The following is a 22,144-nucleotide window of genomic DNA, read 5'->3' as shown; positions in this document are numbered from 1 at the left end:
CTTAGACACTGGCCTGACACCGAAGCAGTGGGTCGATCTCCTCAAAGAGCGAGGAATCGACATCACCGAGCGAACACTTCGGGCTGTCGCAAATCGGATTGGTGCTTGTCACAAACTCGGCAACGCAATGATCATCACTGCCGCCCAAATCGACGTAATTTTACGGGAGGGCAAAAAATGCCGCTCGAACCGATCAAACGTGGCCGCTACTACTATGCCCAAGGCCGCGTTGAATACAACGGGACCCCAATCACAGAATACTACCGAAAAAGCACTGGTTCGCTTACGGAAGCAGGCGCAGTCGACTGGATAGCGGTCGAAACAGCGAAGCGGCGTCGTGCATATGTCGTTGGCCCGGAAGCAGCATTTACATTTGCTGAAGCGACCATGGTTTATCCTGCATCTCCAAAAACAGCTAAAAAACTGATTCCTATCGTCAAACAGATTGGGGACATGCCAGTTGAGTCTATAACCGAGGATGTACTGAAAGACCTCGGTCGAGCGCTGAAGCCTGATGCCTCTACAGACACTTGGTGGAGAGAAATCGTTACCCCCGCACGCGCCGTCATCAATAAGCTTCATCGCACGAACCGTAAATTTTCGGCCATCTCTGTGAGCAGCTACACCGGCGAAGAACGCAATGCTCAAGATGAAAGACGGGGCAAATTGAGTAGAGTAGAAAAACAACCTTCAGACAGAGACTGGATTGAGCGATTTTGCCGGGCTGCTGATGTGCACAACGCTGCGCTCGCCCGCTTCATGTTTGAAACTGGTGCAAGAATTGGACAAGCGGTTGCAATCACACACGCCCATTTGGACCCAAAGAAGTGTCAAGTGCAGCTCAAAGCGCAAAAGGGTCACAAACAGACTTCGATAGTCGTTTCTCCAGAGATGATGGAGGAACTGCAAGCGCTGCAACCGAAGCGCACACGCAATCCAAAGTCTGGAAAGCTGCTAGAGGCACGCGTTTTTGGCTATGTCAGCTCCACCAGCTACAATGAGAGGTGGAAGCGAATTTGCGCCAAGGCCGAGATACCTTACCTGTCCGCTCATGAAGCAGGGCGTCATGGTTTCTTCACTGAGTTGACCGTCAACATCGGTGTGAATCCGGTCGATGCAGCGAAAGCGGGACGTTGGAAGGATCCTACCGTCCCAATGCGGATTTATGCTCATTCCAAGGCGGATGAGGCCGCGATTAGAGGGCTGTTTCGCACAAAACTCGTACAGCCTTTACTGAATGACGCTACTAACAACCTGAAAGAAAAGGAAAAATCAGATGATGAATAGCCCCCTCCTAAGGGGCAGGTTGCAGGTTCGAATCCTGCCGGGGTCGCCAGCCTTGTCCATAGCGATGGATGACGCGAAAGGCACCGATGTGCTGGACTGTCGGATGGGCGGCATTTATCGGTATCGCATTCTCACGAGGCAATGCGAACCGGCAGGCGATCCCTCGAGATCAGCCCCAAGATCGTCCGAGTTCTCCTCGAAAGGGTGCTGCGAAATTCCGGTTTAGGATCAGGTAAAACCGGGATTTGGCCTTTCGCGGTCGTTCTCGGAAAACTGGGGTTCATATCACAAGATAGTCGGGCATGTCCTGATAGCAGACGGGTCGCATCCAACGGCGGATGGCCATGGTGCCAACTGACGTATGACCAAAATTCGTTGAGGCTGGATATGGCCCGCCATGCACCATCGCGGATGCCACTTCTACTCCGGTCGGAAATCCGTTGGCGAGAATTCTGCCCGCTTTTCGCTCCAGGATGGCAAGCAGTTTGCGGGCCTGTGGGGCGTCTTCTTCATCCACGTGCAAGGTGCAGGTCAATTGACCCTCCAGCTCATCGGCCAATGACAGCGTCGTTTCCGGATCCGGTGAACGCACGATCAGTCCGAAGGGTCCAAACACCTCATGGCGCAGCGCTGGGTTGGCACGATATTCCGACGCAGCTACGGAACTGACGAATGGCGTCACCTCACGGTTTTTGGTTTGACCTTGAAACGCCAATCTGCTCATTTGCGCGATTTTTTGTGTCTTAAGGGCGAAGTCATCGGCAATTCCAGATGTCAGCATCGGCTGGGGCGCGACCTCTTGGAGAGCCGCCACTGCATCATCAAGAAATGCATCGCCCTGTGGCCCTTCGGGCAATACGATCAAGCCGGGATTGGTGCAAAACTGCCCGACGCCCATGGTCAGTGAAGCCGCCCAGGCCTTGGCAATGTCGGTGCCTCGTGCTGCCAAGGCGTGCGGCAAAACAAAAACCGGGTTGATGGATCCAAGCTCTCCGAAAAATGGGATCGGAACCGGCCTTTTTGCACAAAGGTCGAACAGTGCCCGCCCGGCCCCTAGCGAGCCGGTAAAGCCCACGGCGCTGATCAGAGGATGCTCAACCATTGCGCGGCCCAGATCATGGGTGCTGCCCTGGATCATTTGGAACATCGCTGCGGGATAACCTTCGGCGGCGACGGCGGCCCCAATGGCGCGTGCAACGATTTCACCCGTGGCTGGGTGGGCTGGATGACCTTTCACAATGACCGGGCATCCGGCGGCCAATGCTGATGCCGTGTCGCCACCGGCGGTTGAGAATGCCAGTGGGAAATTGGAGGCGCCAAACACAGCGACCGGACCAACGGGACGCTGCACCAAGCGCAGATCAGGGGCGGGCATGGGGCTTCGATCCGGCTGTGCGGGATCATGGCGTTGATCCAGATGATCTCTGCTTTCAATGTAATCGGCAAACATGCGCAGCTGCCCGACAGTTCTGCCACGTTCCCCAACCAAACGCCCGTTGGGAAGGCCAGTTTCTGCCATTCCATAGGCTGTGATTGCGCCAGCCTGGGCGTCGATATGGGCCGCGATCCTGCGCAACAAAGCGGCATGGCGCTCCACCGGCATCGCGCTCACGCTGGCAAAACAGGCCTCTGCGGCCATCACTGCCCGGTCTACCTCTGCGGCGGTACCTTCGCTGACCTCAACACCGTGCCCGGTCAGTGGTTTGCTTGTGAATTTGGCGTCAGAACTGACCCAATCTCCATCGATCAGGTGTTGGCCTGTTGGTTCAATCACGAGGGATCTCCAATTTGGTTTAATGTCCCTCAAGGCGCATCTTTGGCGACAGCGCGGCAGGGTCGAGTTTCAGATGAAGAATGGCAGGCAGGCCGCTTTCACGGGCCGCGGTCAGCGCGGGGCCGAACGCCTCGGTGGTGGTTACGGTCGCACCGAAACCGCCATAGGCTTTTGCAAGCGCTGCGAAATCGGGATTTTTCATCATTGTTCCGGACGGGCGCCCCGGATAATGGCGCTGTTGATGCATCCGGATTGTGCCATACATACCGTTGTCAGAAACGAGGGTGATCACAGCCGCGCCCTGCTCGCATGCGGTCCCAAATTCCTGGCTGACCATCTGGAAACACCCGTCACCGGCAAGGCAAATTACATCGCGTTCTGGGTGCTGCAACTTGGCCGCGATGGCCGCAGGCAAACCATAGCCCATTGAGCCTGATGTCGGCGCCAGCTGGGTCCGCCAACCACGATAGCGGTAATACCGGTGCAACCACGCAGAGTAATTGCCCGCACCATTGGTCAGAATAGCATCGTCGGAAAGTGCCGTGTTCAAGTGCGAAATCACCTGCTCCATCTTAAGCGCGCCGGGTGTCTCTTGCGGTTCTTGCCATTGCTCATAGGCCGCGCGCGCATCCGTCAACCATGCCCCACCTTCGCGGGAAATGGACATATCCCGGAGCTGTTTGATAACCGGTCCCGGCTGGGCCACGACGGCCAAAGTGGGGTAATATACTCGGCCGATTTCCGATGGGTCTGCATGAATATGGATCAGTTCCTGATGTGAAACAGGCGGGGTCAAGAGCGTATATCCAGAGGTCGTCATCTCACCCAACCGCGCACCAAGGGCCAGAATCAAATCTGCCTCTTGCACCCGTTTCGCGAGGGCCGGATTGATCCCGATCCCAACATCGCCGACATAGTTTGGATGCCGGTTGTCGAGAAAATCCTGACACCTGAAGGATGCGCCGACAGGCAAACCCATCTGCTTTGCAAATGTGCCAAGCGCCTCTGCCGCCTCCGCATCCCAACTGGCCCCGCCTGCAATGATCAACGGTCGCTTGGCCGTGGCCAATTTTTCCACAACACCCCTTAGATCGGTGTCCGCAGCCTTGCCCGATGGCAATGTTGCTGCCGGAACCGGTACGCCTTGTGCAACGCCAGACAACATATCCTCCGGAAGCGCGAGAACCACAGGGCCGGGCCTGCCGGATTGCGCGATATGAAACGCGTGGCTGATGTATTCCGGGATGCGGTCGGCGCGGTCGATCTCGGCGACCCATTTCGCCAGCGGACCAAACATCGCGCGATAGTCCACCTCCTGAAACGCCTCGCGGTCGCGTTGGTCACTTGCGACCTGCCCCACAAATAGAATCATCGGTGTGCTGTCCTGGAAGGCGATGTGGACACCGGCACTTGCATTTGTTGCGCCCGGACCACGGGTGACAAAGGCAATACCGGGCTTTCCGGTGAGTTTCCCGGTCGCTTCGGCCATCATCGCGGCCCCGCCTTCCTGACGGGCGACGACCACATCGATATCGGCATCATACAGCCCGTCAAGCGCCGCCAAGAAGCTTTCGCCCGGAATGCAGAACACCCGCTCGACCCCCTGTGCCACCAGGCATTGCGTCAAAAGGGCGCCGCCGTGCAGCGGGGAAGAAGCGTCGGTCATTTTCGGGATATCCTTGTATCAGGCAAAATCGGCCCGCGCGGCCAATCGATCGGCAGCACGTTCAAAACGGGTGCGGGTTGCCGTGCGCGCGGCCTCCGTGTTTCCGGCACGCAGAGCGTCAAGCACAGCGCTGTGTTCGGCAATAATCTCCGGCCCAAATTCCGAGGCCGCAGCGTTTTTCAGGAACGCTGAGCGCAGATTATTCTGGATGTTTGCTTCGATCATCGCGACGACCTCGGCATAATAGGGATTGTTCGACGCCTCTGTGATGTAGCGATAAAGCAGCAGTTCGCTATCGACCCGCTCTTCGAGCGCATCAGAAGGGCCACGTTCGTCTGCGACAACCATGCGCTTGAAGGCAGCTTCGATCTGCGCCAGTTGATCGGATGTGCGCGTGCTTGCCGCCAATGCCGAGGCCCCTGCCTGAACGCCTGTGCGCAACTGCAAGAGCTGAACAATCTGCTTTCGCTTTTCAAAACAGGCGGGGCTGATTCGAAAGGCGGCCCGTTGCGACGCGTCCGTGACAAATGCACCCACGCCCCGCCGGGAATCCACGATACCATCATAACGCAGCAGAGATATGGCCTCTCGCACAACGGTTCGGGCCACGCCAAAGCGCTTTGACAGCTCCGATTCTGTTGGCAAGCGATCGCCCGGCATCAACTGCCCACCCTCGATCGCACCAATGATGGAAACCGCGACTTCGTCCGGCAAACGGCGCGGGCGATCGATCCGATCAAAAAGATTCGCACTGTCTGACATCAAAAATTCTCCAAAATTAAGGCTGTTGCGTCCTTAGCATAGGGTCTCAGACAGCCATTATCAAATGGGATATGATAAAACAGGTTGTCTGACAACTGTTTTAATGCTTTGGTGAACGAAATTGGGAGAAACATATGAGAATCGGGTTGATTGGCCTTGGCGGCATGGGACGTGGGCTGGCCAAGAACATGGCGGCAAAAGGTGTCGACATAACAGTTTCGGATCTGGATCAAGCGCGTGTTGATCACGCCGTAGGTCTGGGGGCGAAGGAAGGAAGCACAGCCGCGCAGATGGCTTCAGACTGCAATGTATTGATGATCTGCGTCACCACAGCCGAGGCAGTGCAAAGCATAACTCTGGGCCCGGATGGCGCACTGTCACATATGTCCCCTGGCGACGTTCTGGTAGATCACACAACCGTATCTGCCGAACACGTAGATCTTATGCGTGCACAATGCGGCGCCGTCGGTGTCCGCTACGCCGAAGCGCCGATGACGCGCACCCCGGCACATGCCGACCGCGGAGAGGTCAACATCCTGTTTGGTGGTGACGAAGACCTGATCGAACATCTTCGCCCGGTATTTGAAACCTATGCCGAAAACATTTTTCATGTCGGGCCCGCCGGTCATGCGATCCGCCTCAAGTTGATCCACAATTACATCGCCTTCGCCAATGTCGCGACCTTCTGCGAAGGCTTCGCGCTGGCGGCAAAAGAAGGTCTCGATATGAGCAAGGTCATCGGGATTATCTCCGCTGCCGGCGGGAAATCGGGGATGATGGACCTTTATGGCGAATTGACCCTGCTCCGGGACTTTACCCCGCATATGTCCCTGTCCAACGCGCAAAAGGACGTTCGCTATTACGCTGAATGGCTGGAACAAGCAGGCCTGCCCGGCTTTATGGCGCAGTCCGTTCATCAAACCTACGCGCTGGCCTCGATCATGGGGCATGGCGACGAAGGCTGCACAGCCGTCATCAAGGCATACGAAGATCTAACCGGGGTCGAGGCGAAACTGCCCGAGGCACAATAGGCCTTGCCCCAAACACATGCCGCAATGGGTCATCTGCGCGGCGCAATAACTGCATTACGGGAGGAAACCAAATGCTCAAGAAACTACTCATCACCGGCGCGATAACGGCGCTTATGTCCGGAACGGCGTTCGCACAGGATGTCACGCTGCGGCTCGCACATTTCGCGGCCGAGGCGCATCCGGGTCACATCGCCGCGCAGGCCTTTGCCAAAGCGGTTTCTGAGCGCACGGATGGCGCCGTCGCGGTGGAACTTTTCCCGGCCAACCAGCTTGGCAGCCCGCCAGAGCAGCTTGAGCAAACTGTTCTCGGTGCCATCGAAATGAACCTGCCTACGCAGGGTGCGCTCGACAAATATGAAAAGGCATTTGGCACGGTGATGACGCCATTCGCTTTCTCCAGCTATGAAGAAGCGCATGCGATCCTCGATGGCCCGTTCATGGACTGGGCCGCGCCCAAGCTCGAAAAGCAGGGCCTCGTTATGCTGTCGAACTGGGAATACGGATTTCGCAACATCACCAACTCCGTTCGCCCGATCAATTCACCCAGCGATGTTGCAGGTTTGAAACTGCGCACCCCGTCAGAGTTGCAAATTGTAGCGGCCATGGAAGGGCTAGGCGCGGCGACAACGCAAATTGCCTTCCCCGAACTTCCCAATGCATTGAATCAGGGTGTTGTTGACGGGCAGGAAAACCCGATTGGCGTCATCTATCACTTCAAGCTGAATGATTTCCAAACCAATCTTGCCGTCACGCGCCACGTCTACAATTCCATGGTGCATGTCATCAACAAGGATGTCTTTGACGCACTCACTCCAGAGCAGCAGACCATTCTGCGCGAAGAAAGCAAACGCGCGGGCGACATGATGCGCGCCGCTGTGATCGCTCAAGAAGAAGACGAGATCGCGGCGCTTGAAGCGGCTGGCATGGCCGTGACACGGCCGGATCTCGCCCCCTTCGCAGCCCTCATGGGCCCAGCGCGGGCGCGGGTTGCCGAGTTCTCCGGCAAGGAGAACATGGACACCTTCCTCAGCTTCCTGAAGTAACCCATAGGTTGCCCGCGATCCAATGGGTCGCGGGCGGCCCCATTCAGGACTTATCACATGACGACGTTTATCATTCTGGGTGTGCTGGTGCTGTTGATCGCCATTGGTGTGCCGATTGCGGTTTCGCTAGGCCTGACGGCGGTTGGCTTTTACGCATTGCAAGGCGACTTTCGCATTCTCGCAATGCTGCCGCAGCGCATGTTCTCCGCAACAACCGGCTTCACTCTTCTGGCGATCCCGTTTTTCATTCTGGCGGGCACGCTGATGAATACAGGCGGCATCACCGAACGCATCTTTCGCTTTGCCAATGCCTGTGTGGGTCATGTGCGCGGCGGGTTGGGTCAGGTCAACGTCCTGGCATCGCTCTTTTTCTCCGGCATGTCCGGGGCTGCAGTGGCGGATGCTGCCGGTCTGGGACAGGTTGAACTCAAGGCGATGGCCGACAAGGGCTATGATCCCGACTTCAGCGCGGCGATCACCGCGGCCTCTTCAACCATTGGGCCGGTGTTTCCCCCCTCGATCCCATTTGTCCTTTATTCCTCTATCACCGGCGTGTCAGTCGCACAGTTGTTCCTTGCCGGCGTGGTCCCGGGCGTTCTGATGGCGCTGGCCCTGATGGGGGCGGTCTGGCTGGTGGCATTGCGCCACAAGATGCCGCGAGCCGATCACATTGACTGGGCCGAGATCTGGGAAAGTTTCAAGGGCGCTGCCCTCTCCCTCTTGACCCCGGTCATCATCATCGCGGGTATTTTTGGTGGGCTCTTCACACCCACCGAGGCCGGCGTTGCCGCCAGCGCCTATGCAATGTTCCTGTCCATGATCGTCTACCGCGAGATTACCCCGCGCGACCTGCCCGGCATTTTCTGGAGCACTCTGCAACACACCATTCGCGTGATGTTTGTCATCGCCGCAGCAGGTTTCTTTGGCTGGCTTCTGGTCCACCAGCGCGTGCCGGATGCGCTTGTTTCCTCGATGGTTGGGTTTTCTGACAATCCCGCCGTGATTCTGATTATCGTCGTCGCGATCCTGCTGGTGTTGGGCATGTTCCTAGAGGGGATTGCCGTTATCGTGTTGACCGTGCCGTTGTTCCTGCCGGTGATGCAGCAGATTGGTGTCGATCCGGTTCAGTTTGGTGTGATCATGATCATGTGCTCAATGCTGGGCCTGCTCACTCCGCCAGTTGGAATGGTGCTTTTTGCCGTTGCTTCGGTGGCGCAGATGCCAGTCGGGCGTCTGTCCCGCGCCCTTGTGCCCTATCTCATCGGTCTTGCACTGGTTCTTGTGTTGGTGGTCGCGGTGCCGGGAGTCTCGACCTGGCTGCCCAATCTGGTGATGGGACCATGAGCGTGCTGGATCACCGCATCGGTCAGCTTTTGCGGATCATCCCGATCACATGCCTTAGCCTGCTGTTCCTGCTGCTGTTCATCAACGTTGTCGCGCGGACCTTCCAGCTTGCTGGCTTCGCGTGGTTCGATGAGGTGGTGCAGGGCCTTTTTGCCTGGATGGTCTTTATCGGCGCCGCTGCCCTTTGGCGGGACAAGGATCACTTTCAGGTTCATTGGCTGATAGACGCCTTGCCGCCAGCGCCCTCGCGCCTGCTGCGCCTTTTGATTGCGCTCATCAGCCTGTGCTTCTTGTCCGCAATGACATGGTACGGCGCGTCCCTCACCCTTGATGCACGCGCGCTGACCCCGATTCTCGATCTGCCGACATCCTTGTTCTATGCCGCCATCCCCATCTCGGGCGCAGTGATGAGCATCTATGCCTGCGTCGATCTTTTCAAATTAACCACCAACAAGGAGATCAATTCATGATCTATGATCACCGCACCTATACCTGCCATCCGGGCCGGATCAAAAAACACATGCAGCTCTATGCCGATCACGGCTGGGACGTGCAGCGCAAGCATTTGGGTGAGCCCGCAGTCTATGGCGCGGTCGAAACCGGTGACGTTAATTCCTACGTCCATATCTGGGTCTACAAAGATGCGGCAGACCGCAGCGCCCGCCGCGCCGCGCTGGCCGCGGACCCGGACTGGCAGAAGTTTCTCAAACTCAGCAGCGAAAGCGGCAATCTTGCCAGTCAGGTCAATACGATCCTGACCCCTGCCCCCTTCTTTGATCCCAAATAAGCGATCGACCAGCCGCCAGAACGTCGAAGACAGTGTGGCACACACGCGCGTCTTCGACCCGTTTCCGCAGTGTTGACCGTTTTCGCAATCATTGCAGTCGTCGCGATGTGGCGGGCCAAAAGGGAACCATCAACCCAGGATCAAAAAACCAACCGGCGCTACCCCGGCTTCCAGCAAACGCCCAGCAGAACCGCATCGGTTGCACCTGTGGAGACATAAGCGTGGCCAAGCCCGGAATCGAAATAGAGGTTGTCACCGGGGTAGAGCACCACAGGATCACGCCCCTTGAGGTAAACGGTCACTTCGCCTTTGAGGATATGAATGAACTCTTCCCCCGGATGCGCAATGAAATCTTCGAAGGTCGAGAAACTGTTGGCTTTGACATGGCCAATCATCGGGATCATGTGTTTGCCCGCCAAATCACCGGCAATCATTTCGTAGTCATAAGTGTCAGAGCGGTGAATCGGCCCCTCACCCGCGCGGGTGATGGTCACGGAACCACGTGAAAACCCCTCGGCGTCAGCGTCGAAAAGTTCGCCCACGTCCATGCCCAACCCCTGCGCCAGTCGCATGAACCGGTCATAAGTCAAAGAAATTTCGCCGCGTTCCATCTTGGAAATGGTCGAAACAGCCAGACCCGTGCGATCCGCTAAATCCTTGAGTTTCCAGCCACGTGCCTTGCGAATTTGGCGCACGCGCACGCCAAGGGACGATTCTGATGCGGTGTCCGTTGGGTCCAAATTCAGGGATGAAGTGAGTTCAGAATTTTCCAATGCGAAAATTTCCCTATTTTCCGATTGGAAAACATGTTACCACCACTCCCATCGTAAGCCAATGGAATCCGGAACCAAGCAAAGTGACCTCCAAAGCGATGGACCAGAGTTTTGATATTGCCGTAATCGGCGCGGGGATCGCAGGTGCTTCGATTGCGGCTGAATTGTCGGCGCAAGCCCGTGTCGTCCTGATCGAAATGGAAGCGCATCCGGGCTATCATACAACAGGCAGATCAGCGGCGGTTTTTGCACCTATCTATGGCCCGGCTCCGGTGCGGGCGCTGACCCGCGCGTCAGAGCCGTTTTTCCGCACCCCGCCCGACGGCTTTGCCCAGGAAGACCTGTTCGCGCCGCGCAAGATCCTGATGATGGCCCGTGCAGATCAGGAACCATCGCTCGACGCGCTTTTGTCCGAGGTGGGCGCCGCCGCCTCCGTATCGCGACTGGACGAAGCTGCTTTGCTTGAGGTCAATCCGCTGGTGCGACCGGGCTATGCCAAATGGGCGATGCTGGACAGCAACGGTCAGGACATAGACGTGGCCGCGCTGCACCAGGGGTATCTAAGACAGTTCAAGGCCTTGGGCGGTACACTTCTGACCCGGAGTGAACTGCATTCCCTTACGCGCAGCGGCGCAAGCTGGGAATTGCAACTGAAAACCGCGGACATAAACGCTGGGGTGGTGGTAAACGCAGCCGGCGCTTGGGCTGATGTGGTTGGCAAGATGGCGGGCGTCGCGGAAATTGGCCTGACACCGAAACGCCGCACCGCCGCAATCATCGCAGCGCCACAAACACTGGCGACAGATCACCTGCCGATCACCATCGACATCGACGAACAGTTTTACCTGAAACCCGATGCCGGGCGTTTGCTGATCTCTCCTGCAGACGAAACGCCTTCTGCCCCCTGTGATGCCCAACCGGAGGAAATGGATATCGCGATCTGCGTCGACCGAATTGAAACGGTTTTTGACGTTGCCGTGCGCCGCATTGAAAACAAGTGGGCAGGTCTGCGCAGCTTTGTTCAGGACAAATCACCCGTTGCTGGATACGCCGAAGATGCAGAAGGGTTCTATTGGCTTGCCGGTCAAGGCGGCTACGGCATTCAATCATCGCCAGCACTGGCACGTTTTGCAGCCTCTCAGGTGCTGCGGCGCGATGTGCCACAAGACATCGTTGATCAAGGGGTTCGCGTGCAAGATCTGTCGCCCGCACGGCTGAGGGTTCCGGCTTGATCTGGCTGCTTCCTTTGACTGTGGTCCTGCTTCTGGGATCGGGATTGGCCTTGGCCTATGTCATCGGCGGTGTTGCCGTCCTGTCGTTCATCGCAACCGAAAATGCGCGATACTTGGCAATCCTGCCGCAAAAGGTGTTTTCGCAAATCAGCGTGTTTTCCTTGTTGGCCATGCCGCTTTTCATTCTGGCGGGCGAGTTGATGAACCGCGGCGGCGTGACAAAGGCGCTGATTGATCTGAGCATGGCACTGGTCGGACGGCTGCGCGGCGGACTTGGCCATGTGAACATCATGACCAGCGTCTTCTTTGCCGGAATCTCTGGATCGGCCATCGCAGATGCAGCAGCACTTTCAAACACGCTTGTGCCTGCAATGAAAGAACGTGGTTACTCCGAAACATATGCCGGTGCGATCACGGCGGCCTCTGCCATCATCGGCCCGATTGTACCACCATCCATCATCCTCATTTTCTATGGCGCGCTGATGCAGACCTCGGTGGCTGCATTGTTTGTGGCCGGCATCATTCCGGGGCTCTTGCTTGCCGCTGTTCTGTTTGTGATGAACGCCTTTTTCGCCTGGAAAGAAGACCACCCGCGCCTGTCCAAGGAAGAGGCCGTTGCCATCCTTCCCGCAGTTCGCGCCGCGCTGCCTGCGCTGTCGCTGCCGTTGATTATCGTCGGTGGGATCGTGTTTGGCTGGATGACGCCAACCGAAGCGGCCGCCGTGGCCGTTGTTGCCGCATTCGTCGCGGGATATTTCTATACTGGATTTTCTTTGGCCGATCTGCGCGAAAGCCTTGAGCGGACGGCGACCTTGACCGGATCGATCTTCATCATTCTGTGCGCCGTTGCCGCCCTGGGGCATGTTGCCTCGCTTGAACGGGTGCCGCAGGCGATCTCAGTTGCCGTTGAAAATCTGGGGCTTGGGCCGATTGGTTTTCTGTTGTTGATGAACCTGATTTTCATCTTCGCAGGCATGCTGCTGGACATCACGGTTGCCCTTGCGCTCTTGGTGCCGTTGCTGGCGCCTGTTGCCCTGTTGAACGGGGCCGATCCTGTCCACCTGGGGATCGTTATCTGTTTCAATTTGTCGATTGGACTGGTGTCGCCGCCTTTGGGGGGCTGCCTGCTGATCGTCTCGACCGTGACTGGCATGAACTATTGGGCATTGGCCGCAAAGGTCATTCCCTTCGTCATTGCGGAAATACTCGTGTTGGGCCTGTTGGTCTTTGTGCCGGACATTTCATTGGTCCTGCCAAGGCTCATGGGTCTGTGGAATTAACTGATAACTTCAAATCTGGGAGGATGACTATGACAATTTCGAAAACTCTGATGGGCGCGGCAAGCGCTTTGGTGCTGGGACTTGCAGCGCCGGCATTCGCTGAAATCAAGGTCGCGCTCGACAGCCCCGCCAGCATGGATTCGGGCACCTATGTCTGGGCGCATACCTTTACCGAATATCTGAACGCGAACGGTATGGAAGCGGTCGAATACGAACGGGGCGCCCTTGGCGGCGAGGCGGAAAAACTTGATCAAGTCAGCCAAGGCTTGCTTGAAGTGTCCATGTCCGACGTGAAATCCGCCGGGACACTTGATGGCACGATCTTTGGGGTCTTTCTCCCCTACTTTTTTGAGGACTACCACCAGATCGACAAGGCCATGACCAAAGGCGGGATGCTGGAACGGATCAACGCAGGCACCACGCCCAAAGGGGTCCGCGTGGCCAACGTCGTTTATCTTGGCGATGCCGCCGGGATCTTCACAACCAACAAATCCGTAAAATCCATGGCGGACATGGAGGGTTTGCGCATGCGGGCGCTGGACGAAGCACAGATCGAAATCTTCAAAGCCTGGGGTGCACAGGGCACAATTGTCAGCTGGGCCGAGGTGCCAAACGCGTTGCAAACCGGTGTGGCTGACGGATATCTGAACCCATCCTTTGTACCGCTTCTCTTTGGCCACACAGGATTTATCAAACATTTCACCGACGCTCAGATCGTGCCGTCCTCACGCGCTGCGGTGATGTCCGAAGATTGGTATCAAGGCCTGTCCGATGCAGAGCGCGACACCGTCAATGCAGCCATAGAGGCGGCCAACACCGCAAACCGCGAATGGCTCAAGAACCAGGCATCGGTTCTGGATAAACTGGAAGAGGCCGGTGTCGAAGTGATCAAGCTCGACGACGCAAAACGCGGCGAATTCCGCGAGGCATCCCAAGCCATCTGGGGCAACATCCCGATGCCAGACGGCGCGCTTGACGCATGGAAAGCGGCGATCAAGGACTAAACGGATGCGTGCGATTGCCTATATGCTGGACCGGCTGTCCTACCACCTGCACCGGATCGCTCTGGTTTGTGCTGTCTTGGCGGTGCTGGTGCTGTTGGCGGCTGCCGGCTGGCAGGTGATCGCACGCTACTTTCTCGCTCAACCGCCCGCCTGGACCGAAGAGCTTGCCCGCTTTTCGATGGTTTGGGCCGGGTTGCTAGGTGCGTCCTGCGCGTTTCGTATGAACGCAGATCCGTCTTTGTTTCCCGCCCTGCAAAACCCAAAAGGCACCATTGGCAAACTGCGTGCCGTCTTAAGAACCATCGGCGTGCTGGCCTTTATCTCCCCAATCCTCTGGTATTCCTTCTTTGGTCCAAACATGAACCCCGCCCGCGGCTATCTGGCGCGTTTGGCTGGACGGCAAGCAGAGACAATGGATGTGCCAATGTCGTTGTTTGGTATCGCCATTCCCATCGCGTTCACCCTGATTGCCATTCACCTGATCGCACAATTGGTCGGCGCCTTTGCGGACCAAACTGAAAGGAACCCTTCATGAAAGTCTTGATTGCCGGGATTGCCACCGAATCCAACAGCTTCTCTCCCATTCCAACGGGTGAGCAATCGTTTGAAGAGACCTTTGTGTCGCGCCGGGCCACCGAAGAGACCCCAAACCTGTTTTCCGCGCCACTTCACGAATGGCGCGCCGCCGCCGAGGCGCGTGATTGGGAAGTGGTCGAAAGTCTCAGTGCCTTTGCCCAGCCGGCCGGACCAACCATCCGTTCCGTGTACGAAAAATATCGCGATGAAATACTGTCCGATATCGAGGCCGCCCAACCGGATATCATCTTGCTAAGCATGCATGGCGCGATGATCGCCGATGGCTATGATGATTGCGAAGGCGATCTGGCCAAACGCGCCCGTTCCATCATGGGAGACAAGGCCATCATAGGGATGGAGCTGGACCCCCATCACCATCTGACCGAAGACATGATGCAAGCAATGGATGCCATTGTCGCCTATAAGGAATACCCTCACACCGACAGCCGTGAACGCGCACAAGAGCTGTTTGCGATCGTTGCGGATACCGCCGAAGGCAAGATCAAACCGGTGATGCGGGATTACGATTGCCGCATGCTCACGATGTATCACACGCCTTTCGAGCCAGCGCGCAGCTTTGTCGATGAAATGATGGCCCGAGAAGGGCAAGACGGGGTTCTGAGCCTCTCTTTGACCCACGGATTTCCATGGGGCGACAGTCCGCGCACCGGGACACGTATGATCGCCATCACCGATGGAAACGCTGACCAGGCCGAGGCTGTCGCCAAAGAGTTTGGAATGAAGTTATGGGGCCTGCGCGAACAGCTTCGCGCGTCTTATCCGTCCATTTCCGAAGCTCTGGACAAGGTCCAATCTGGCAGCGAGTTTCCCTTCGTCCTGGCCGATTTTGCCGATAACGCGGGCGGCGGGGCACCGTCGGATTCAACTTTTGTGCTGCAGGAAGTGCTGGCCAAAGGCATGAAGGACGTCGCCCTTGGCATCTACTGGGATCCGATCATGGTGCGCATGTGTACCGAGGCAGGCGTAGGCAGTACCATGGATGTCAGGATCGGTGGCAAACTGGGCAAGACCTCCGGCGATCCGGTTGATTTGCGCGTGACGGTACGCGGTGCAAAAAGTGACATGGCGCAGGAACTTGGCGGCAGTAAAATGCCGATGGGCAACGCCGTTTGGCTCGAAGCGGACGGCGTGCATCTTGTGGTCAATGATTTGCGCAGCCAGACATTTCACCCCAGCGCCTTTACCGATCTGGGAATAGACCTGCAAACGATGAAAGCTGTCATCGTGAAAAGCTCGCAACATTTCTACGCAGGTTTTGCGCCCATCGCTTCAGAGGTTATTCACATGAAAGGGCCAGGGGCGATCCCACCCGATTTCACAATCATCCCCTTCACCAAGCGGGATGACAATTACTGGCCCAAGACGGAAAACCCCTTTGATTGAAATCAGTCCCCGCCGGCCCGAGACTTCTAGAGGTCGGGAGTTTACCCTTCCGGCCCTTCACTCAGAATGCACAGAACCCGCGCATCTTTCGTCAAATGCAATTCCTGATGTTGGTCAGCCGATGTGGCCAGCAAGGCCGCAACACCAGCAGCACCGGATTCCGTCGATGGCCACCCGGCCACCATCATAGCGCCAGCGCCCGCTTCGGCCTCAGCCTCGGACAGTAAAACAAAATCATCGGCATCGCGTGCCAACCCCTTGAGGGCAATCAGCGATGGCATTTTGCAATCCAAACGCCCCATATTGCTGACCGGACCGCCGGCTTCGGTTGGCTTACCGGCGGAGATGGAACTGTGCAGCGCTGCTGCAAATGCCGGTTCCACCACGATTATTCTTGGCGCATCGCCCCACGCCTGCCGTGCCAGCGCCGCGCATGATCCCGCAAGGCCGCCAACGCCCGCCTGCAAAAAAATATGGCTGGGCACTTGCTCCATCTGTTCAATCGCCTCCGCCATAAGGGCAAGATACCCCTCCATTACGCGGTAGGGGTAATCCATATAACCCTCCCACGAACTGTCCGACAAAAGCCACCAGCCATTGTCAGTCGCAGCTTGCGCCGCTGCGACCATGGACGCCTCATAATTGTCTCCAGCCCGCACCACCTCAGCCCCTTGATCTGACAAGCGGGCAGCAAAGGCTTCAGGCACGGTTTCGGCGATATAGACAACCGCTTTCGCCCCAAATGCAGCCGCACCTGCGGCCACGGACATGCCGTGATTTCCCGCGCTGGCCGTTACATAGGTTGCGCCTTTGGCACGACCCTGCTCTGCGTCATGAGCAATAGCGTACGCCGCGCCCAGCGCCTTGAAACTGCCCAGCCCCATCCGGCCGCGTTCGTCCTTGATCCACACTTCAGCCACTTCTGCCTGTGCCGCAATGGGTTTGGCTGGCATCAGCGGCGTTTGCCCCGCCGCCGGGCACCGCCGGAGCAACGCCATCGGCGCATCCGCATCAACCGACGGAAAAGGAACACGATCAAGGCCAGTCACGGCTGCCGGGCGGGTGTTGTGCAAAATATCCATGCCAGCACTCCATTACGCAGCCGCCCACAGGTCAAGCGATTTACGGCCTCTTTTGCGGAAAACACTTCGCCATTGGACAACCAGCGACGTCGCTTATGTGCAAGCCTGAGTGCAAATCAGAAAGGGTTCGCCATGACAGATCAAGCTATAGCGCCAGCGCGCTCCGGCGGCCGCGCCGCCCGGCGGGCCCTGCGGCAAACCACCAATGTTTCCATGCTGCCTGGCATCCACAACAAGATCCCCACCTGCGAAATCATGACGGGATCACAGGTGAAACGAATTGATGCGGCCTCCATGGACATTCTGGAAAATGTCGGCGTGGTGTTCCGCGATGACATCGCCCTCGCGGATTGGCGCAAGGCCGGGGCCAAGGTGGTCGGCGACCGTGTGTATCTGGATCGCGGACTGGTGCGCAATCTGATCGCATCCATTCCAGCGCGGTTCACATACCAGGCCCGCGATCCAAACAAGAACCTCGCCCTTGGCGGGCGCGACGCGATGTTTGTCCCGATGACCGGTGCCCCCTATCTGCGTGATCTCGATGACGTGCGCCGCAATCCGACGCTGGATGATTTGGCGATGTTCCACAAGCTGGCCCATATGATGCCCGCCCTGCATTCCAGCGCCCACCACATCGTCGAACCTTATGATCACGCGATCAGCCAGCGTCATCTGCGGATCACGTATTCATCCATGAAATACTCCGACAAAACCTTCATGGGGATGACCACCAGCCCCAAAAACGCCGAAGACGTCATCGACATGTGCCGCATCCTGTTCGGGTCCGGATTTGTTGAACAGCACCCTGTCGTTACTGGCAATTGCAATGGCAATTCGCCGCTGGTTTGGGACGAGACCATGCTTGGCGCAATGCGGGCCTTCAGCCGCGCCAATCAACCGGTGCTGTGTTCGCCCTTCGTGCTGGGCGGGGCCAATACGCCTGCCTCTGTCGCCGCCTCTGTTGCGCAGTTGAACGCCGAAGCCCTATCGGCACTGGCCTACACGCAGGTGATCCGCAAAGGTTGCCCTGCGATCTATGGTCATTACCTCTCCAGCGTCAGCATGAAGTCGGGCGCACCGATGGCAGGCACGCCGGAAATCTCATTGATGAACTTTATGATTGGCCAAATGGCGCGGCACTACGATGTGCCATGGCGGACCTCGAACACATTGGGCGGGGCCAAGACATTCGACGCACAGGCCGGGTATGAAAGTGCCACGACCCTCTCATCGGTGATGCATGCAGGTGCCAACTACATCTGGCACTCGGCGGGTTGGAACGAAGCGGGTATGCATTGTTCAGTCGCAAAATTCATCGTCGATGCCGAACAATGCGCCATGGCCCACCGCATGGCGCAAGGTCCAAACTTTGACGATTTTGAGGAGGCCCTTGCCGCCGTACCCGATGTTGGACCCGGCGGGCATTACCTTGGCCATCCTCACACCCAAGATAATTTTCAAACCGCGTTCTTTATGCCTGAACTTTTCGACAACAACTCCATCGAACAATGGCAGGCGGACGGCAGCAAAGAAATCACCGAACGCGCTCTGATCCATGCCCGCAAGTTACTATCCGAATACCAAGAGCCGCATCTCGACATCGCAAAGGATGAAGAGTTACGTGCATATATTGCCAAACGTGAGGCCGAAATCCCGGCCTGCGACGAACTCAATCAAAGCTACTAAAGCGCTGCCCCGCTTCATTTGGCTGGAAAAACTCCTGCGCTTCGCCTGCCAAAGGCACTATCGGCAAGGGGTATCCGCTGCCCCCCAGATCGCCAGCTCCCGCGCCAGATCGGCCACGGTGCCCTCTGGCGCTGAGCGGCCCGCGCCGGGAGTGAACCCCCAGCGGACAAAGGCAGAGCTTTGCACATGGTCGATCAGATCCGCGATGTCGCTGCCGTCATTGGTCTCTGGATCGCGCAACTGCACACAAATCTCGGCAGAGGATTTGCCCAACCATGCCAATTCCTCCGGTGGCAACCGCCAGGCATCGTCAATATGCGGCGGCGCATGCGGCACAGTGTTTTCCGCGGCGCTGGTCACATGACAGGTTCGGCAGGGCATGGTTTCTGCCCCGATCCTGCTTTCATCGGCCCGCACATACATCCCGTGGAGTGCCCCGGCGCCATAGCCAAGCCCCTCCCACATCGGCCGATCCTCGGTGACGTGGCAATTTGTGCAACGCGGATGCGATGTGACCTCAAAAATCTTGTCCCAGGCTTGTAAACCCTCGGCACGGCTGGCGGTGTCTTGCGCCGCCAAAGGGGACGCCAACATCATCAAAGCAAAGGCATAGCGCATCAGGCAAACCTCACATGTTTATCAAAGGGCATTTCGCGAATGCGCTGTCCGGTTGCATCAAAGATCGCATTGGCCAAGGCAGGCGCGGCAGGCGGCACGCCCGGTTCTCCAATGCCGCGGATCTTGTCGCCGTTTTCCAGTCCGCGCACCGTGATCTGCGGCGTCTGGTACAAGCGCATGCCCTCAAAGGCGTGGTAATTGCCCTGTTGTGGCACGCCGCCCTCATAGGTCAGCTCGCAATTCATCGCATGGCCAAGCCCCCAGATCACACCGCCTGTAACCTGCGCCTCAAAGTTCACCGGATCCAAGATTCGTCCCACATCTGCCGCAACAAAAACCTTGTCGATACGAATACCGGCATCGGTATCTGTGACCTCAACCACCTGTGCCACAGGCACGCCGAAGGCCAGCACAAAGGCAACCCCGCGCCCACGACGGGGACCAAGATCGCTGCCCCAGCTCGACATCTCGCCAACAGTTTCCAGAACCTTGCGCGACACCTCGTGACTGCACAGGCGCAGGCGTTCCTGCAAGGGATCGGCACCCGCCGCATGGCACAGCTCATCCATGAAACTTTCGTGCAAAAACCCGTTGCCCGATGCCCCGACGGAACGCCAGGAACTGACCGGGACCATCGCAGGCGCGCGATATCCGGTGACGCGGTAGTCGGGAATGGCAAAGGGTTGGTCCCATGCGCCTGCGACGATGGCCACGTCCGGCCCCATCGCCGGTTGGCCCAAACGACCAAGGCTGCTTTCCGTTACGGAGGTTGTAGAAATGCCCAGATCAAACGCCGTCACCGCACCTTGCGCCACCTTCCCACGGGCACGCGCCAATTGCATGGGGCGGGGAAAATCATGCGTGAAATCTTCTTCACGACTCCAGGTCATCTTGATCGGCACATCCGGCATCTGCCGAGCAATCTCGACAGCCTGCAGCACATAATCATCCTCAAGCCGCCGACCAAAACTGCCGCCAGACATCAGGACATGAACATAAACTTGCTCGGCCTCCAGCCCCGCCAACTTGGCTGCGTTGAGCTGCATAAACCGCGGGATTTGGGTGCCGGTCCAGATGTCCAGCCGTCCAGTGGCCAGTTTGACAACAACACTCATCGGCTCCAACGGTGCATGTGCCAGATAGGGGATTTGGTAGGTCGCCTCTATCACGTCACCAGTGCCCAACGCAGCTTCTACATCGCCATCATCTCGAAACCGGCTGTCCTGCAATTCACTGGTAAACGCCGCATCAAGCGTTGCAATCTGTTCCTCGGTTTCACCGATGTAAGGGCTGTCGCCCCACTCACAATCAACCGCATCCGCAGCCTGAAAGGCCCTCCAGGTGTTATCCGCGACGACGGCAATGCCGTCACGGATCGGAAAGATGGCCCGCACGCCACGCATTGTTTCGGCTTCTGACGCGTCATAGCCCAGAATTCCGCCCCCGCGCGCCGGGTTGGTCCGGGTGGTGGCATGGACCAGACCATCCATTCGCAAATCAATGCCGTAGGCTTGCGTGCCGGTCGATTTGGGAACGATATCGCTGCGCTGGTGAGCCTTTCCCAGATGTTTCCATTCAGATGGGCTCCGCAGTGGCGCATCTTGCACAGGGTCCGTTTCGGCTGCCGCACCCGCAAGATCGACATAGAGCAGCCGCGTGCCATCAGGCAGGATCACCGCGCCTTCCGCGGTATCAAGCTGATCCCGCGCCAAACCGGTTTGTGCCATCGCCGCCGCAACCAAGGTTTCTCGCGCCATCGCACCCGCCTCGCGCAGTCGGTCGTACATATCGGGCACGGTTGAAGACCCGCCAGTCAGTTGCAGCCCCAGCAGCTTGCCCGCAATATCGGCAGCTCCGCGTCCTGCTTTTGCAAAGAAGCTGTCGGAAACTGCCGCTATCGGCATCCCCTCAACGGCAACCACGTGGTTGTAATAGGCTGCGGCTGGCGGGCCGGGATCAAGGCGAACTTGCGCCACATCCACATCCAACTCTTCGGCAATCAGATGTGCCTGAACAGAATAGGCACCCTGCCCCACATCCGCACGGGGCGTGATCAGGGTAATGCCATCCGTATCGATCATCACATAGGGGTTAAAGGCCACCTCGCCAGGCGCGAGCTGATCCAAAAGCGGGTTCTCGACCTCGCGTTTGTAAAGATAGGTGCCAAAGGCCACACCGCCCAAAACGGCGGCAGACCCAACCAGAAAGCTGCGGCGGGCAATCGTGCGCACGCGTCCCATGATCAGGCCTCCTGCAACTTGGCAGCGGCGGTTTTCACCGCAGCGCGAATGCGTGGGTAGGTGCCGCAGCGGCACAGATTGCCGCTCATCGCGGCATCGATCTGATCATCCGAAGGTTCCGGGTTCAGATCCAGAAAGGATGCGGCCTGCATGATCTGTCCGGACTGACAATAGCCGCATTGTGCTACCTGATGATCCACCCATGCGGCCTGAACCGCATGCAATGATTGCGGTGTGCCCAACCCTTCGATGGTGGTCACGTCGCCATCCACATCCGCCGCCGCCAATTGGCAGGATCGCACTGCAATACCGTCAACATGCACCGTACAGGCTCCGCATTGCCCAATGCCACAGCCATATTTCGGCCCGGTGATCCCCAATTCGTCCCGCAAAACCCAAAGCAGCGGCATGTCATCTTCGACATCCACAGCGTGCTCTTTTCCGTTGACGATGAGTTTCATGGGCGGCTCCTGCTGAACTGTTTCGTTCAATTTAGGAGCGCCGTTTGTGTCGGCAACCCGCAACCGATTGTGGCTGCGGGTTACCTTGGGTCAT

At 57.8% G+C, this 22,144-nt stretch carries 20 protein-coding genes; 12 read left to right on the top strand and 8 right to left on the bottom strand.

Annotated features, from left to right (window positions below):
- Positions 1 to 177 precede the first annotated feature (177 nt).
- Positions 178 to 1,287 carry a tyrosine-type recombinase/integrase gene (locus K3754_RS01450; protein ID WP_259940229.1) on the top strand — a complete coding sequence of 370 codons (1,110 nt, stop codon included), beginning with the start codon at positions 178 to 180 and terminating at the stop codon, positions 1,285 to 1,287.
- A 280-nt stretch (positions 1,288 to 1,567) separates the two neighbouring features.
- Here the strand turns inward: K3754_RS01450 and K3754_RS01445 are convergent, their stop codons facing one another.
- The 3 genes from K3754_RS01445 to K3754_RS01435 are packed head-to-tail and all read right to left on the bottom strand — an operon-like array spanning position 1,568 to position 5,489.
- The gene (locus K3754_RS01445) at positions 1,568 to 3,061 is read right to left on the bottom strand and encodes an aldehyde dehydrogenase (NADP(+)) (protein WP_259940226.1); all 1,494 of its coding nucleotides are present in this window, start codon (positions 3,059 to 3,061) and stop codon (positions 1,568 to 1,570) included.
- A 19-nt stretch (positions 3,062 to 3,080) separates the two neighbouring features.
- Positions 3,081 to 4,727, bottom strand: coding sequence for a thiamine pyrophosphate-binding protein (locus K3754_RS01440; protein ID WP_259940224.1), 1,647 nt, complete (start codon positions 4,725 to 4,727; stop codon positions 3,081 to 3,083).
- 18 nt (positions 4,728 to 4,745) lie between these two features.
- Positions 4,746 to 5,489: a FadR/GntR family transcriptional regulator gene (locus K3754_RS01435; RefSeq protein ID WP_203209363.1), complete on the bottom strand. Its 744-nt coding sequence runs from the start codon at positions 5,487 to 5,489 to the stop codon at positions 4,746 to 4,748.
- Positions 5,490 to 5,623: 134 nt separating this feature from the next.
- On the opposite strand from K3754_RS01435, the gene K3754_RS01430 reads away from it, so the two are divergent.
- From K3754_RS01430 to K3754_RS01410, 5 genes are all read left to right on the top strand, one after another.
- Positions 5,624 to 6,520 carry an NAD(P)-dependent oxidoreductase gene (locus tag K3754_RS01430; protein ID WP_259940221.1) on the top strand — a complete coding sequence of 299 codons (897 nt, stop codon included), beginning with the start codon at positions 5,624 to 5,626 and terminating at the stop codon, positions 6,518 to 6,520.
- Between the two features lie 71 nt (positions 6,521 to 6,591).
- The gene (locus K3754_RS01425) at positions 6,592 to 7,563 is read left to right on the top strand and encodes a TRAP transporter substrate-binding protein (RefSeq protein WP_259940218.1); all 972 of its coding nucleotides are present in this window, start codon (positions 6,592 to 6,594) and stop codon (positions 7,561 to 7,563) included.
- A gap of 57 nt (positions 7,564 to 7,620) precedes the next feature.
- Entirely contained in the window at positions 7,621 to 8,907 is a 1,287-nt protein-coding gene (locus tag K3754_RS01420; protein WP_259940216.1) for a TRAP transporter large permease, read from the top strand.
- Positions 8,904 to 9,377 carry a TRAP transporter small permease gene (locus K3754_RS01415; RefSeq protein WP_259940214.1) on the top strand — a complete coding sequence of 158 codons (474 nt, stop codon included), beginning with the start codon at positions 8,904 to 8,906 and terminating at the stop codon, positions 9,375 to 9,377. Before K3754_RS01420 ends, K3754_RS01415 begins: the two co-directional genes overlap by 4 nt.
- Entirely contained in the window at positions 9,374 to 9,694 is a 321-nt protein-coding gene (locus tag K3754_RS01410) for an NIPSNAP family protein (RefSeq protein ID WP_259940212.1), read from the top strand. The genes K3754_RS01415 and K3754_RS01410 overlap by 4 nt, the downstream gene beginning before the upstream one ends.
- A 158-nt stretch (positions 9,695 to 9,852) precedes the next feature.
- Here the strand turns inward: K3754_RS01410 and K3754_RS01405 are convergent, their stop codons facing one another.
- Positions 9,853 to 10,389, bottom strand: a complete 537-nt coding sequence (locus K3754_RS01405; protein ID WP_231024193.1) for a helix-turn-helix domain-containing protein — start codon at positions 10,387 to 10,389, stop codon at positions 9,853 to 9,855.
- Positions 10,390 to 10,565: 176 nt separating this feature from the next.
- On the opposite strand from K3754_RS01405, the gene K3754_RS01400 reads away from it, so the two are divergent.
- The 5 genes from K3754_RS01400 to K3754_RS01380 are packed head-to-tail and all read left to right on the top strand — an operon-like array spanning position 10,566 to position 15,963.
- A complete protein-coding gene (locus K3754_RS01400) occupies positions 10,566 to 11,699 on the top strand; it encodes an FAD-binding oxidoreductase (protein WP_259940209.1) in 1,134 nt (377 codons plus the stop codon).
- On the top strand, positions 11,696 to 12,979 hold the full coding sequence (locus K3754_RS01395; protein WP_203209371.1) for a TRAP transporter large permease: 1,284 nt from the start codon (positions 11,696 to 11,698) through the stop codon (positions 12,977 to 12,979). Before K3754_RS01400 ends, K3754_RS01395 begins: the two co-directional genes overlap by 4 nt.
- A 29-nt stretch (positions 12,980 to 13,008) precedes the next feature.
- Positions 13,009 to 13,983 carry a TRAP transporter substrate-binding protein gene (locus tag K3754_RS01390; protein ID WP_231024192.1) on the top strand — a complete coding sequence of 325 codons (975 nt, stop codon included), beginning with the start codon at positions 13,009 to 13,011 and terminating at the stop codon, positions 13,981 to 13,983.
- A 4-nt stretch (positions 13,984 to 13,987) separates the two neighbouring features.
- Positions 13,988 to 14,518: a TRAP transporter small permease gene (locus tag K3754_RS01385; RefSeq protein ID WP_259940206.1), complete on the top strand. Its 531-nt coding sequence runs from the start codon at positions 13,988 to 13,990 to the stop codon at positions 14,516 to 14,518.
- Positions 14,515 to 15,963, top strand: coding sequence for a M81 family metallopeptidase (locus K3754_RS01380; protein WP_259940204.1), 1,449 nt, complete (start codon positions 14,515 to 14,517; stop codon positions 15,961 to 15,963). The genes K3754_RS01385 and K3754_RS01380 overlap by 4 nt, the downstream gene beginning before the upstream one ends.
- A 41-nt stretch (positions 15,964 to 16,004) precedes the next feature.
- Here K3754_RS01380 and K3754_RS01375 read toward each other — a convergent pair whose 3' ends face one another.
- Positions 16,005 to 17,045, bottom strand: a complete 1,041-nt coding sequence (locus K3754_RS01375; RefSeq protein ID WP_259940202.1) for a pyridoxal-phosphate dependent enzyme — start codon at positions 17,043 to 17,045, stop codon at positions 16,005 to 16,007.
- Between the two features lie 132 nt (positions 17,046 to 17,177).
- Between K3754_RS01375 and K3754_RS01370 the strand changes: the two genes are divergently transcribed.
- Positions 17,178 to 18,731 carry a trimethylamine methyltransferase family protein gene (locus K3754_RS01370; RefSeq protein WP_259940200.1) on the top strand — a complete coding sequence of 518 codons (1,554 nt, stop codon included), beginning with the start codon at positions 17,178 to 17,180 and terminating at the stop codon, positions 18,729 to 18,731.
- Positions 18,732 to 18,788: 57 nt separating this feature from the next.
- On the opposite strand, the gene K3754_RS01365 is transcribed toward K3754_RS01370, so the two are convergent.
- From K3754_RS01365 to K3754_RS01355, 3 genes are read right to left on the bottom strand one after another with little or no spacing between them, the layout of a single operon-like run.
- Complete coding sequence (locus tag K3754_RS01365) at positions 18,789 to 19,349, bottom strand: hypothetical protein (protein ID WP_259940199.1); 561 nt, start codon at positions 19,347 to 19,349, stop codon at positions 18,789 to 18,791.
- Positions 19,349 to 21,589, bottom strand: coding sequence for a xanthine dehydrogenase family protein molybdopterin-binding subunit (locus K3754_RS01360; RefSeq protein WP_259940196.1), 2,241 nt, complete (start codon positions 21,587 to 21,589; stop codon positions 19,349 to 19,351). Before K3754_RS01360 ends, K3754_RS01365 begins: the two co-directional genes overlap by 1 nt.
- A gap of 2 nt (positions 21,590 to 21,591) precedes the next feature.
- Positions 21,592 to 22,050, bottom strand: a complete 459-nt coding sequence (locus tag K3754_RS01355; RefSeq protein WP_259940194.1) for a (2Fe-2S)-binding protein — start codon at positions 22,048 to 22,050, stop codon at positions 21,592 to 21,594.
- Positions 22,051 to 22,144: the final 94 nt, after the last annotated feature.

Origin of the sequence: Sulfitobacter sp. M368, from assembly GCF_025141875.1 — a bacterium.
Classification (GTDB): domain Bacteria; phylum Pseudomonadota; class Alphaproteobacteria; order Rhodobacterales; family Rhodobacteraceae; genus Sulfitobacter; species Sulfitobacter mediterraneus_A.
Note: the sequence above shows the minus strand (reverse complement) of the source record. Positions and strands in the feature narration are given on the sequence as shown.

Excerpts from the sequence above, each read along its gene's own strand:
- K3754_RS01450 (WP_259940229.1), top strand. The coding sequence starts at position 178 with ATGCCGCTCGAACCGATCAAACGTGGCCGCTACTACTATGCCCAAGGC.
- K3754_RS01440 (WP_259940224.1), bottom strand. The coding sequence starts at position 4,727 with ATGACCGACGCTTCTTCCCCGCTGCACGGCGGCGCCCTTTTGACGCAA.
- K3754_RS01435 (WP_203209363.1), bottom strand. The coding sequence starts at position 5,489 with ATGTCAGACAGTGCGAATCTTTTTGATCGGATCGATCGCCCGCGCCGT.
- K3754_RS01430 (WP_259940221.1), top strand. The coding sequence starts at position 5,624 with ATGAGAATCGGGTTGATTGGCCTTGGCGGCATGGGACGTGGGCTGGCC.
- K3754_RS01425 (WP_259940218.1), top strand. The coding sequence starts at position 6,592 with ATGCTCAAGAAACTACTCATCACCGGCGCGATAACGGCGCTTATGTCC.
- K3754_RS01420 (WP_259940216.1), top strand. The coding sequence starts at position 7,621 with ATGACGACGTTTATCATTCTGGGTGTGCTGGTGCTGTTGATCGCCATT.
- K3754_RS01415 (WP_259940214.1), top strand. The coding sequence starts at position 8,904 with ATGAGCGTGCTGGATCACCGCATCGGTCAGCTTTTGCGGATCATCCCG.
- K3754_RS01410 (WP_259940212.1), top strand. The coding sequence starts at position 9,374 with ATGATCTATGATCACCGCACCTATACCTGCCATCCGGGCCGGATCAAA.
- K3754_RS01400 (WP_259940209.1), top strand. The coding sequence starts at position 10,566 with ATGGACCAGAGTTTTGATATTGCCGTAATCGGCGCGGGGATCGCAGGT.
- K3754_RS01390 (WP_231024192.1), top strand. The coding sequence starts at position 13,009 with ATGACAATTTCGAAAACTCTGATGGGCGCGGCAAGCGCTTTGGTGCTG.
- K3754_RS01385 (WP_259940206.1), top strand. The coding sequence starts at position 13,988 with ATGCGTGCGATTGCCTATATGCTGGACCGGCTGTCCTACCACCTGCAC.
- K3754_RS01380 (WP_259940204.1), top strand. The coding sequence starts at position 14,515 with ATGAAAGTCTTGATTGCCGGGATTGCCACCGAATCCAACAGCTTCTCT.
- K3754_RS01375 (WP_259940202.1), bottom strand. The coding sequence starts at position 17,045 with ATGGATATTTTGCACAACACCCGCCCGGCAGCCGTGACTGGCCTTGAT.
- K3754_RS01370 (WP_259940200.1), top strand. The coding sequence starts at position 17,178 with ATGACAGATCAAGCTATAGCGCCAGCGCGCTCCGGCGGCCGCGCCGCC.
- K3754_RS01365 (WP_259940199.1), bottom strand. The coding sequence starts at position 19,349 with ATGCGCTATGCCTTTGCTTTGATGATGTTGGCGTCCCCTTTGGCGGCG.
- K3754_RS01360 (WP_259940196.1), bottom strand. The coding sequence starts at position 21,589 with ATGGGACGCGTGCGCACGATTGCCCGCCGCAGCTTTCTGGTTGGGTCT.
- K3754_RS01355 (WP_259940194.1), bottom strand. The coding sequence starts at position 22,050 with ATGAAACTCATCGTCAACGGAAAAGAGCACGCTGTGGATGTCGAAGAT.